8 protein-coding genes are annotated in these 12,555 nt (G+C 51.8%); 1 reads left to right on the forward strand and 7 read right to left on the reverse strand.

Features of this window, described 5'->3' with window-relative positions; all coding sequences use genetic code 11:
• Positions 1 to 11: 11 nt before the first annotated feature.
• The 6 genes from B9G79_RS17250 to B9G79_RS17275 all read right to left on the reverse strand — a co-directional run bounded on the left by B9G79_RS17250 (position 12) and on the right by B9G79_RS17275 (position 5,865).
• Positions 12 to 224 (reverse strand): hypothetical protein, encoded by a 213-nt coding sequence (locus B9G79_RS17250; RefSeq protein WP_088566587.1) that lies wholly within the window; start codon positions 222 to 224, stop codon positions 12 to 14.
• Between the two features lie 32 nt (positions 225 to 256).
• Positions 257 to 2,224, reverse strand: coding sequence for a sensor histidine kinase (locus B9G79_RS17255; RefSeq protein WP_088566588.1), 1,968 nt, complete (start codon positions 2,222 to 2,224; stop codon positions 257 to 259).
• Positions 2,221 to 3,177 (reverse strand): zf-HC2 domain-containing protein, encoded by a 957-nt coding sequence (locus tag B9G79_RS17260; protein WP_232468869.1) that lies wholly within the window; start codon positions 3,175 to 3,177, stop codon positions 2,221 to 2,223. Before B9G79_RS17260 ends, B9G79_RS17255 begins: the two co-directional genes overlap by 4 nt.
• A complete protein-coding gene (locus B9G79_RS17265; protein ID WP_088566589.1) occupies positions 3,158 to 3,628 on the reverse strand; it encodes a hypothetical protein in 471 nt (156 codons plus the stop codon). Before B9G79_RS17265 ends, B9G79_RS17260 begins: the two co-directional genes overlap by 20 nt.
• A gap of 59 nt (positions 3,629 to 3,687) precedes the next feature.
• Entirely contained in the window at positions 3,688 to 4,731 is a 1,044-nt protein-coding gene (locus B9G79_RS17270) for a rod shape-determining protein (protein WP_015089392.1), read from the reverse strand.
• Positions 4,732 to 4,833: 102 nt separating this feature from the next.
• Entirely contained in the window at positions 4,834 to 5,865 is a 1,032-nt protein-coding gene (locus B9G79_RS17275; protein ID WP_088566590.1) for a hypothetical protein, read from the reverse strand.
• A 201-nt stretch (positions 5,866 to 6,066) separates the two neighbouring features.
• Here B9G79_RS17275 and B9G79_RS17280 point away from each other — a divergent pair, with 201 nt between their 5' ends.
• Positions 6,067 to 10,920, forward strand: coding sequence for a hemagglutinin (locus B9G79_RS17280; RefSeq protein WP_088566591.1), 4,854 nt, complete (start codon positions 6,067 to 6,069; stop codon positions 10,918 to 10,920).
• On the opposite strand, the gene B9G79_RS17285 is transcribed toward B9G79_RS17280, so the two are convergent.
• Positions 10,921 to 12,555 (reverse strand): glycerol-3-phosphate dehydrogenase/oxidase, encoded by a 1,635-nt coding sequence (locus tag B9G79_RS17285; protein WP_088566592.1) that lies wholly within the window; start codon positions 12,553 to 12,555, stop codon positions 10,921 to 10,923.

Raw genomic sequence — 12,555 nt, forward strand, 5'->3', positions numbered from 1 at the left:
AACAACTAGTCTTAGGGCGCTTGAACTGTGACGAGAGAAGCCGGAGCCCGCTTGTGAACTACGACTTTAAGGTGAGGTGAATTCTTTGTGATTTGCAGTTCACCGTTCTTGGTTTTCACGTCGACTTTTTCTGCGACTCTTCCGGAAAAATGCAGCTTATGACTTTTTGCCACCGCCACACCTGAAGCCATCAAAATCGAAAGAAAGACCGCCATGATACGCATGTCTTTCTTCTCGGACTAACTGGACTAAAGCTTTAGGACATTGGTTGGGGATTCTTTTCCTGGATTGGCGGATACACCGGGATGATCACGATAAACTCTGTGCCTACGCCCACTTCCGAGCGGGCCTGAATTTCGCCCCCGTGGTTCTGAACAATTCCGTAAGAGATGCTCAAGCCCAAACCGGTCCCCTGTCCGACGCCCTTGGTGGTGAAGAACGGATCGAAGATTTTTTCCAGGACATCGGCGGACATGCCCTTGCCACTGTCTTGAATTGAGACCTGCACCCAGCCACGTTTGTCCTTGGAACCCTTGTAGTCCTTCAAAGCCGAAGTGGAAATCCAGATGTGACCGCTGCCTTCAATCGCTTGCACTGCATTGGACAGAATGTTCATAAACACCTGATTCACCTGGCTGGCATAACAGTGAATCAAAGGAGTTGGCTCGTACTGACGATGAATCTCGATGCGGTTTTTAATTTCACCCTGCAACAGATTCAAGGTGGTGTCGAGACTTTGATGAACGTCGATTTCCTGAAGTTTGGCTTCTTCCAGGCGCGAGAAATTGCGCAGCCCCAGAACGATGTCACGGGTGCGGCGGGCCCCGTCCTGACAGGACGCCACCAGCTTCGGCAGATCTTTCACGATGTAATCAAACTCGTACTCTTCCTTCAAAGCCGGAAGCTTTGGCGGATCTTTTTCGGCCACTTCAGCCAGCTCGATCAGTCTTTCCGAGTACTCTTTAAGATGAGTCATGTTGCTGTAAATGAAGCCGATCGGATTATTCAGTTCATGCGCAACACCGGCCACCAACTGACCCAGGCTAACCATTTTTGCAGAATGAACAAGCTTGGTCTGAGTGTCCTTAAGTTCTTTGTTGGCCGCTTCCAGCTCGGTGATTTTTTTGCGAAGATCCGAACGGGCCACCCAGATTTTTTTGCTCATTTCATTGAAGGATTCAGTCAGAAGGCCGATCTCAGTGTCGTTTTTCACCGGAATGGTGACGGCCTGTTCCTGGGATTCAAAGGACTGCAGGGCTTCCACCAGTTCGTAAAGCGGCTTCAGCACCCAGCTTGAAGTCACCAGAATCGTCAGAACCAACAGCACAATGACAGCACCAACGACGCTGATGAACGCATAGTTCACGTTCTTTAAAACTGCTTTGGCCTCGCTTTTTGAAGCGCCCAAGGCCACATAGAACTTCGTGATACCCCAGTTCAGCGGATAGATCAAAAAACCATAAGGGGTGCTGCGCACATTCAGATCAAAGAATGGCTCGGCCCCCGGGCGGAAATACGGACGGAAGAAGTCTTTTTTATAGAGGTAAAAATCCGGATGGCTGGCCACAACAGCCTGGCCGTTGTCCGAGAAAAAGATCAGTTCCAGCTTCAGGCGGCTTTTGATCTTGCCCACAAAAGTTTTATTCAGATCCATCACCTGTTCCATGTAACCGACAACGCGGCCCCCGGCCCCGGTGATTTTGGAGATCAAGATCAGATTTACTTTCTGTTTGTCGCCGAATTCAGCCAAAGAGATTTCACGCTGATCTTTAACCTGCGCCATATACTTCGCAGAAAGGAAGACAGCGTCCTGCACGGGAACAAAGCTGCGCACGTTCTCTTTTTCGTCTTTGAAAACCGAGGCCAGCATGCGGCCTTCGCGGTTGAAGAAAGTCAGACTGGAAATATTGTCGGTCTTGATCCACTGGGAAGAGATATTGCGGATGGTGCCGCTGTCGCCTTCAGCCATGTGATAGACAAGACTTGGATCACGCACATAACGATCCCGCTTTTGCTGAATGCTGGTCAGCAGGTCCGCCAGAATCAGCTCGACTTCGCGGGCATTGCCGCTCAGGCGCTGGGACAGCTCATGATCGATGGCTTTTTCGTATTTGATCATGGAATAGCCCGTGACGAACGCCAGGGGCACGACTGAAAACAGGACGAACCAGATAATCAAGATCGTGCGCAGGGATCGTTTGGGTTTCTTCCGGAGTGTTTTCACTTTTTGGATTCATCCAAAGTGAAGATCAGCCGGATGATCCCGTCCGGCATCACACGAGGGTGTTTTTCTTTGGAAAATTTGGTCTTCCCATAAGTGCCCAGATAGTTCATCAGATCCTGATACTTCGCTTCAGGAATTGTAAGGTGATAATACATGGATGTCGGAGTTTTCTTCCAACCCAGCTCCACCGAACCGGCCTTACGACCACCCAGTTCAAGGATCTTGTCATTGATCTTAGGGCCAATGCTTTCAATGTTAGTCGCAGAGATTTCACCACGATAAAGAAACCCACCGGAGGCCGCCGCAGGTGCGGTTTCTGCAGGTTTATCCGGCTTTACTGCCACCGCAGCCGGTGCCGCTGGTGTCGGTGTCGCCGATGCCACCGGAACCGGAGTGGCTGCCGCAGGTGCATCCGGAGTCTTCGCTGTCACGGCTGGAGCCGCCTCTTTAGCCCCTTCATCCACAAATTCCGGAGTCTCCTGCACCACCGTGGTGGTTTCAGTTTTGGAAACCTCCGCCAGAATCACTTCTTTGGAGCCCGTCAAGGTCCCCAACTGCATGACTTTCTGCCATGGCGTCACGGACAGTAATGTCACAATCACACCGACAACGACCAATGCTTCCAATCCCCACTTAAGACCTTGAGGCCATTTGTCGAAGTTGGATTTTTGCATCAAGACTGTGAGATAGCTGGAAGGGGCATTGATTTGCGAAACAATGGGTTCAGACACACGCGTGTCCGCCAGCAACTCAGCGTACTTCTGGCCATTTTCGATTTTACCCAGATCCAACTGGGCATCGCGCGAAAATTTAACATGATCTTCAACCGCAGAACGGCGTTCGGGATCCAGAGTCCCCGTCAAATAATCATAAAGCAGCTCATGCCCGATGAACGGAGAAATCTCTCTTTTGTTCTTTTTGGAGAGGGGAATTTTATTTTCCTGCTGAGCCATGCTTTAGTTTACTCACACCTTGGGTCATGCTTCCCAGCTTGCGCAATGCCCGGCCTAATCTGTATCGAATAGTGCCCTGGGTAATGCCCAAACCAGCCGAAATATCATCATCACTTATCTTCAGGATTTTAGACCAAATAACAGTCAATAGCTCGTCTTCTGAAGCGGATTTCTGAAATTCACGCCATGGGCCCAGATCGACCGCATCGGGAATCAGCCAACCGGATTCCACAGTGGTGTTGGGACGTCCGCGGGACACGCGCACTTTGAATTTGTCCCAGACCGTTTTGGTCGCGGCAACAATAGCTACAGAATTTTGCAAATCAGGATTTCGCGCCTTGCGAGCCCGACAAAGGGCCAGCGCCTGGGATGAAGCCTCTATCGCTTTTTGATCATCAAGCAGGGCAAAATAGAAAAACAAAGCGATAGATTGTACGTCAGCTTCGGTCATAGCACCTTTAAGTCCATTCGTGCGTTCGGGGGCACCCTTTCGTGGATGCCCTTACTATACTAATCGACTGTAAGCTGTCTGAGAAGGTCAAGCTGGTCGAGAACTTTACCGGAACCCATCACCACACAGGAAAGTGGGTCTTCAGCGATAGAAACCGGCAGTCCAGTTCTTTCTCTCAGAAGCACGTCCAGGTTCGCCAGCAAAGCGCCCCCGCCCGTCAGAACGATCCCGTTGTCCACGATATCCGAAGCCAGTTCCGGTGGAGTTTTTTCCAGCGCGGTACGAACAGCATCCACAACTTCAGACAAAGGATCCATCAAAGCATCGTTCACCTGGGAAGAGGTGATTTCGATGGTTTTTGGAGCACCGGCCACAAGGTCACGGCCCTTGATCTCCATGGATTTTTCTTCTTCAAACGGATAAGCGTTACCGATTTGGATTTTGATGTTTTCTGCGGTTCTTTCACCGATCAGAAGGTTGAACTGACGACGAACATAGTTCACGATCGCCTCGTCAAACTTGTCACCGGCAACTTTGATGGATTTGCAGTAAACAATACCACCCAAAGAAATCACCGCCACGCCCGTAGTACCACCGCCCATGTCGACAACCATGTTGCCGGATGGTTCAGTGATCGGAAGACCGGCACCGATCGCCGCGGCCATTGGTTCCTCGATCAGATAAACCTCACGGGCACCTGCGGACTGAGCTGCTTCTTTCACCGCACGTTTTTCCACCTGAGTGATCCCGTAAGGAACGCAGATGATGATACGAGGACGGATGAAGGATTTTTTCTCTCCAAGGGATTTGCCGATGAAGTACTTCAGCATGGACTGGGTGACTTCGAAGTCAGCGATAACACCGTCTTTGATCGGGCGGATCGCCACGATGCTGCCAGGTGTACGTCCCAACATGTCTTTGGCTTCTTTACCTACGGCAAGAACGCGGTTTTGCATGCCACGGTAATTCTTTTGGACCGCAACCACGGAAGGTTCATCAAGGATGATTCCGCGGCCTTTTACGTAAACAAGTGTGTTGGCGGTGCCAAGGTCAATGGCAATGTCATTGGAAAAATAGTCTTGAACTTTGTCAAAAAAACTCATGCTGAATCTCACTTCAGTGTAATATTCATCGGGCTTTAAACAGTTCAAGTCTAGGTTCTATAAAAACCGGAGTCAATACTGATATTTAGGCCTTCTCTGAGTTTATTTTGACGCAGGTGCACACTGAATCGTAAGGTCGGTCCCCGTCAACTGACCACGGAAGCGAACTTCCAGGCCTTCATTCAGGGTTGTCTCAGCGACCATGGTTTTGTCGATATCCAGATCCACCGCTTCAATGGCAATGCGCTCGTCTTGCGCTGCTGCAGCGGGTTTCAGGCGCAAAGTGATTCTTTCTGTCGAGCGGCCGCGGAAGATTTCACGCTCCACTTTATTGGCAACATCCCACACGATCTCTTCGTCACGACGGGTTTCTTTGCGACCGGATTCAGAGTGAGTCAGCGAACACTTCACACGGCGCAGATCGGCTTTGGGACGCTTGAAGGACTTGTCAGACAGACAAACCGCTTCCACTTCCTTTTGAATTTCAAGGTTAGTGACCTTCAGACTGATCTGCGAACCCAGGCCCGAGCGTACCGAGAACTTGCTGTCACCGCGTTGCTGGTGCAACTGGATTTCACCCAAAGCGGCGCGACCGGTCTGAGCCGGCGTCAGCAACAAACGGCCTTTGCCATAGGAATCAACCAGGCTGCCCAGAATGTCGTAACCCTGATCGTTCTTCCCGCTCCAGAACATGTCGCGATAGATCTGACGTCTTTGCGGATTGAACGGATTCATATTCTGCAGGAATGTGCGATCTTTCAAATCCATTCCGTTCACCACACAACGAGCGGTGCTCATCGCCGGCAAAGTTCCAGGACTGCTGACTTGAGTGTTGGTGGTGCACATGCGGTTGTAAGTTTCCACGCGCATTTCGCGGGCGCAGTTGTTGTTCAAGGCATCGTTCAGCAAAGCATCGCAGTACGCATTTTTGGAGGTCAGCTTCTGGCGGCCGGTGGTGCAGCCATTGAATTTATATTCGTAGGTGAATTCACCCTGCACATCCACAGGAGTTGGCGTGGGTGTCGACGTTGTCGGAACCGGAGCCGCACCTCCGCCGCCACCGCCTCCGCCATTAGAGCAGGCCGCCACGGACAAAGCCAAAACAGACAAAGCAAGTTGTAGATGAATGCGCATGCTATACCTCCACACACGGTCAACACCGCCCTTACTTCAAAGACCCTGCCAACGTCATAATGCAATTGTTAGAGAACCAGAGGCCCCTTCTGTTACTCCTCTGACAGGTGTGACAATTTGAGACACTTTTCCGCCAGATTTCGCGAAAAACCAGTGATCCTCGTTTAAATCCGACGAAACATCAGCCGATAAGTGTAGTAGATGAACGTAACGGCACTATTGATACTCCTTATCACCGGTCTGGTCTCGGGTTGCACCCTCGTGGGCAATCTCACGGACTATAATTCCCTGACGCCGCCGGTTCTGACCGACAGTAACGGAACCAAAATTGAATCCCTGATCATCAATTCTGCCGACAGTCTTTCCAACTACAACCTGCGCGGTGAATGCTACTATCCAAATCAAAAAATTGACGTGATCATTCAGCCCAGCCTGAACAGTCTGTCGACGATGGAACCAAAAACCTTCACCACCGTCTGCCAGGATGGAAGCTTCAGCCTGGATGTAAATACACAAGGCTGGCCGGATGCGGAATACACTGTCAAGCTGGAAGTGACCTCATTAGCGGGAGTAAAATCTTCGAACGAAACTGCTGTCACCAAAGACATCATCGCCCCGAATGTCAGTTTCTCCACAGCCCTGCCCGCGGAAGTGGGTAATGCGCTGATCGTGGCCCTGCCGGTGGATGGTACTTGCGAAAATGATGACGGACCTGTGTCGATTGTTTCTCAAGGCACGACGCTGGCGACTTTCACGTGCACCAACGGGACTTTCAGTGGTCCGGTGGTTGTCGGGGCGCTCAATGACGGCGCGACTGTTTTACAGGTTTCACAAACCGACAGCGCCGGAAACACCGGCACCGCCAACAGCTCTTCTTTCAATAAAGATTCCATCGCCCCTCTTCTGCCGGTGACCTTCGGTACGTTGGGAAGCGCTCTATCCAACAATGACACGGATCGCACGGTCACAGTGACGGTACCAGCGGACGCCACTCAGTATCGCTATGTCGTTGTGAAAGACACTGATTGCAGCAATCAGTGGGCGGCGTTGATGGCTGCCACGCCAGTGCCTGCCGGGACCCCGGCGACTTTAAGTTTTGCAGGCGATGGCCAATACCGCCTTTGTTTCATTGCCGGAGACCAGGCCGACAACTGGCAACCGGACACGGCAGTCATTGAATCCGGCGCTGTCACTATCGACACCGTGGGACCGGCTTTGAATATCACAAGTCCTCTCGCTGGCAGCAAACATAAATCCACTGTCACTGTTTCAGGTACTTGTGAAGCCGGGGCCTCTTTAAATTTTGCCGGCGACTATACGACTTCGCCATCCACCGGCACCTGCAGTGTGGGTGGAACTTTCAGCTTTAACATCACGCTGACGGCCGGGGATGGGTTGAAAAACTTCACGCTGTCCTCGACTGACGGCGCAGGCAACACGACAAATCACACCGCCTATTCTTTGATTCGTGACAATGTGATTGTGGCTCCGTCCGTGACGTTAAACACAGCAAGCACCACAAACAACCCTGCCGCGAAGTTCACAGTCAACGACTGCAGTGATGCGACTTTCATTCTGATGAAAGAAATCAATGCGCCTCCGGCCCTGGGGGATTCCGGCTGGATCGCCTGCTCGACTGCGGCACAAAACTATACCTTTGATCTGAGTGCCAATGGCGATCAGCAGGGGCTTCGCAACGTGCGCTTCTATGCCCGTGATGAAGCTGGGAACATTTCCACCGCAACAGTCTTTACTATCACCTATGACAGCAAGGCTCCCATTTTGACTTTGGATCCGGTGCCGACCCTGGCCATCAATGTCAGCTATCCCTTTGTGGTTTATGTCACCGAAGCCACCGTGACTGCGGCGGACACTTTGTATTTGGACTATTCCACTGACGGCGGCACCACCTGGAATGTGGCCACCAGCCGTGCGTTGGGACTTGCAGGTCCCATGAACAACAAATCCTTCACCGTGAATTGGACGCCGAATGCCTACAACACCAATGTGCTGGTGCGCGCGCGTTTGACCGACAGCCACGGATTGACTGGCACCGGCACCAGCAACGCTTTCGATGTGATCCTGGACACCATCAAGCCCGTTATCACGGCGAGTGAAATGAAAATCAATGGACAGCTTGATCCGGATGATACCGTACGGTCTTACGTCACCGTCAGCCTGAAAGCGTCAGACGCGGAAACTGCTGTCACCAAGTTCTGCTTAAAGACCACCAACAGCGCTCCGAATGCCTCTGACAGTTGCTGGGTCAGCGTGAAAGCACCAAAACCAGGCCTTGCTGAACTGCCGACCTTAACCCTGGTGGATTTTGATTTCTTCCTGGGAATCAATTTTGGCAGCTATAGCATCTATGCCTGGGTGATGGACGTCGGTGGCAATATCAGCACCAATTCCGCAACCCTTGAAAAAGACTATAACACCATCAACTACATCAACGATCCGCCTCCCCTGGTGGCAAACTTCCTGACGGTGAATTCGACCACCCCGAATAATCCGCCAAATACTTTTGACATGAACTTTGCCAATGGCGCTGCCGCCCACATCAGTTGGCAAGCCAGTGACAATGGCACGATCGCCAAGGTCGAACTGTTTTATGCCATCGACGGTCAGCCGTTCACTCTGATTTCAGGTGCACTGGCGAACAATTCCAGCAATGCGACAGCGTGTGCGTATTCGGCTCCGCGCACGGGTTGTTATCTTTGGAACTCGACTGTTCCCAACGACACTTTCTTCAAGCTGCAGATTCGCGTGACTGACAACAACGGACAGACCTCTCAGGTCACCAGTCCCCCGCTGAACAGTGGTGCTTACAATCTGATTGCCGGAAACCAGGATCCAGGACATGACGGAAATGCCAAAAGCACCGTCTTTAATACCAATGTGAACACAGACACCGCGCCCGGCACAGTGCTCGTCACTACCGATGGAAAAATCTTCTTCAACGATTCCTCTTACGGCATCATTTACATTGATCCGACCACCAACAACTCGAAGGTCCTTTTGCGTCTGGCAAAAGAAAATGAAAATGCCTTTGGCGATGGCATTCCGGTGGAACAGGCTCGCGCCAAGGCGATCTTGCGTACAGCGCTGGACTATCAGAACCGCATTCTGGTTTATGACCGCGATATGATCCGTCGAATCGACACCAACGTCACACCGATGACAATTGAAACCCTGATTGGTGCGGACCCGGCTGGAAATCTTGGAACGGACACCGCCGACACTGTGGCCGATCCACGGGACTTGAGAATCAATCTGATCAAGACTTCGTCTGTTGATGAAACCTGGCCGATCCGCCGACGTTCTCCGTTCATCCCTATGCCTAACGGGGATCTTTATTTCATTTCAGAAAAACCCCAGACAGCCAAAGACAACGGGGGTCGCATCCGCCTGTATAAAGGTTCTTTGGCGGTTCCGCGTGTGGAAAGCGTGCGATTCTCAGGAGCTGGGGTCTTTGGTCAACCGGCCTGGGATCTGAACACGATGCCTTATTCATTCTTCAGCTTAAAATTTGACCCTGCGACCAGTGCCATTCAGAAAGCCTACGTTCAGGCAATCTATAGTGTCCCGGGAAATTCTTACGGCCCGATGACAGAACTTGATCCGGTGACCCTCGTGGGAAATGGTGTTTTCCCGAATCATCCGTTTGGAAACTCTTCTCTGACTTATTACGACGTCCAGGGCATGGACGGCCGCGTTTACCGCGCCAATCGATCCACCGAAAACGGCGTCAGTCAGTTGCAGGATGACGGCACCTGGGTGCGGGTTCTGGGAACCGGTTCTCAAGGGGAATGTGCCGATGGAGTCGATGCGACTTCCTGCCCGGTCGCACTGGATGACGTCTTTGTGGACCGTTATGGCCGAATCTTCTTTTCTGCGCGAGGAGTTATCCGCACTGTCGTGAACGGCAAAGTCTATACCCTGTTCGGTCAGCGCAAAGACGCTGGGGATGGCGGCTCCGGATTTGATATGCGTCTGGCTTCCGTTACCTACATTGATCACAGTGTGGGCGATGGTGTGATGTTGTTGGATCACCAGCAAAACAAACTGCGCGAGGTATTCCCGGGGGCATCTCCGGAAGTCCGCCTGGTGGCCGGTGACGGCGCCAATGCGGGAGTCAATTTCGGTATTGCCGCCAATCTGCAGTCCATTCTTTTGGGGAACTGGTGGGACCCGAATCAGTTTGCCACCAATCCGGCCAATGGTGATGTTTACATGAACTGCGCCAACAACAAAGTACTGGTCACTCCTCCAAGCACTTATACGGTCTATCACAGTGTCTGCCGTCTGAATCGCGCCACCGGCCTGTGGGAACAGATGATGAACGGCGAAGGTGCCACACCAAGCCACTCTCAGACTTCCATCAATTACGGTGATCTGCAGTTGGTGGGTTATTCTCCAGAGATCGTGGGCTTCAAGGCCGGAAATCTTTTGATGAACAATCTTTACTGGAACGGAACCGCTCACCACAATGCCACCTTCCGTCTGATCACGCCAACCACCACCCATCACGTCGGTGGTCGCATTAGCGTGGACTCAGATGCTGATGACTGTCCGGACGGGCTTTCCACAGACTGCTCATTGGGTGTGAGCGGGGTTCACCGAGTGGCTGCGCCTGTGTATTTTGATCAACTGAGCGGCTGGATGTACACCCCGCCAGTAAATGCCTCAATCCTGACGGCGAAAATGCACGTGCTGTATTCTGGCAACGTCAAGACCTTGCTGACACTGCCGCAGATTCCAAGCGCCTATGCTTATGATTCTGCGGGAGCCGCAATTTACTACTGTGGAAATGTCGACAAGAAACTTTATAAGGTCGCGATTCATAATGCGGGAGATCTGGGAAATACCGCCGTATGGCCATTGGCTTCCGGGACTCACTTTACCATCACCGAGCTTCCGATGCCGACGGACTCGATTACATGTCAGGGGCGCCGCATTCTGATCAAGGCCGCTTCGGGACCAAAACCAAAACGCCTGGTCTTTATGGCCATGCAAAATGGTCTGCCGGCCGTTTCGGAATACTTTATTCCTTAATTAGAAGTGTTTTTTCCATTCCACTTCGCGGGCCATGTATTCGGTCAGCATGTGCAGTTCTTCTTTCAGGCGGGCTTCGTTCCAGCCCAGCTTTTCCTGGAAGACTGTACCGATTTCTTCCATGTGCTTCACCCCGTGATTTCGATCCGCCAGGAACAAAGGCACCCGGCGGGCAAAGAAGTCACGCATATGCAGACACATCGTGGAATCAATGGCCTGAGCCGCTTCCAACTGCCAGTAAGTCATGTCAGAGGAGTACTTGTTCAGAATCTCTTCACCTTCCATACCATAACGTTCTGCCAGCAGACGCATGTCTTCGACAGAATGCCCGGTTTCATGGGCCCATACGTCCGCCTGAACCTTGGCTTGCTGGAAAGCATCCACGCTCGTGTATGGATTAAGTGGCGTGACCGTGTTTGATTTGGACCAGGTCACACGCTCTTCAAAGGTAAAGAACTTCAACGCCGCTTTGACGGTCTGTTCACACATCAGGCGGTAGGTGGTGTATTTTCCACCTGCCACGAAGGTGATTCCACGGTCATCAGACAAGATCGTGTGCTCGCGGCTGGTTTTGCCTTCGGTACTGGAACCGTCAGCCACCAGCGGACGAACACCGGCATAGCTGGCGATAATATCGTGAGCCGTCAGGTTGGCGCCCGGGAAGTAATGATCCGTGATCGAAAGCAGATACTTCACATCTTCCGGTGTGGTGGTTACGTTTTCCGGCGACTCCTTAAAGTCGGTGTCAGTGGTCCCAATAATGATCATCTCGTGACGGGGAATCCCGAAAACAATACGATCACTTTTTTCTGCTCCCATCACCACGGCACTGGTCAACGGCAGGCGGTGCTTCGGCAGTGTTAAGTGAATGCCTTTGGTGGGGCGAAGAATCTTTTTCCAGTCTTTGAAAATGCTTTCACCCAGCTCGTCCGTCCACGGGCCCACGCTGCTGATCACATGGCGGGCTTTGACCGTGAAATTTTCCTTGGAATGCTGGTCTTCGCATTTTACAGATTGAATCTTTCCGTCCGGACCAAAATTCACGCCCGTGGCTTTTACATAGTTCACACAAAGCGCGCCGTTTTCATTCGCCGATCTCATCGTTTCATGAACCAGGCGGTCATCATCCATGTACGCGTCAGAGTAAATGTAAGATCCAAGCAGGTTGTTCGGACGAATCGCCGGCATGTGCTCGATAGACGCTTTGGCATTCAGACGTTCATGCATCTCCGGGGCCTGGAACAATGACAGGGCATCATACAACCACATGCCCAGACCCATCTTGCCCATGCCCACACGGCTTTCCTGATAAAGAGGAATCATGAAACGCAACGGATGCACCAAATGCGGCGCCATTTCAAACAAACGGCCCCTTTCATTCAGTGCCTCGAAAACCAGTTTAAATTCCATGTTTTCCAGATAACGAATGCCACCGTGAATAAGTTTTGAGGACTTTGAAGACGTGCCAGAAGCAAAGTCGCGGGCTTCAATCAAAGCCACACGCATACCGCGCGCCGACGCATCACGCGCCACCCCTGCTCCGTTGATTCCTCCCCCGATTATCACCAGATCAAAATCCTGGGATTTCATCTTGTTGATATTTTGAATTCTGTTTGCGAAGGAGAAATTCTTCAT

Source organism: Bdellovibrio bacteriovorus, assembly GCF_002208115.1.
GTDB classification, from domain to species: domain Bacteria; phylum Bdellovibrionota; class Bdellovibrionia; order Bdellovibrionales; family Bdellovibrionaceae; genus Bdellovibrio; species Bdellovibrio bacteriovorus_C.

Coding starts and splice junctions, on each gene's coding strand:
- B9G79_RS17250 (WP_088566587.1), bottom strand. CDS start 224: ATGCGTATCATGGCGGTCTTTCTTTCGATTTTGATGGCTTCAGGTGTG.
- B9G79_RS17260 (WP_232468869.1), bottom strand. CDS start 3,177: ATGGCTCAGCAGGAAAATAAAATTCCCCTCTCCAAAAAGAACAAAAGA.
- B9G79_RS17265 (WP_088566589.1), bottom strand. CDS start 3,628: ATGACCGAAGCTGACGTACAATCTATCGCTTTGTTTTTCTATTTTGCC.
- B9G79_RS17270 (WP_015089392.1), bottom strand. CDS start 4,731: ATGAGTTTTTTTGACAAAGTTCAAGACTATTTTTCCAATGACATTGCC.
- B9G79_RS17275 (WP_088566590.1), bottom strand. CDS start 5,865: ATGCGCATTCATCTACAACTTGCTTTGTCTGTTTTGGCTTTGTCCGTG.
- B9G79_RS17280 (WP_088566591.1), top strand. CDS start 6,067: ATGAACGTAACGGCACTATTGATACTCCTTATCACCGGTCTGGTCTCG.
- B9G79_RS17285 (WP_088566592.1), bottom strand. CDS start 12,555: ATGAAGAATTTCTCCTTCGCAAACAGAATTCAAAATATCAACAAGATG.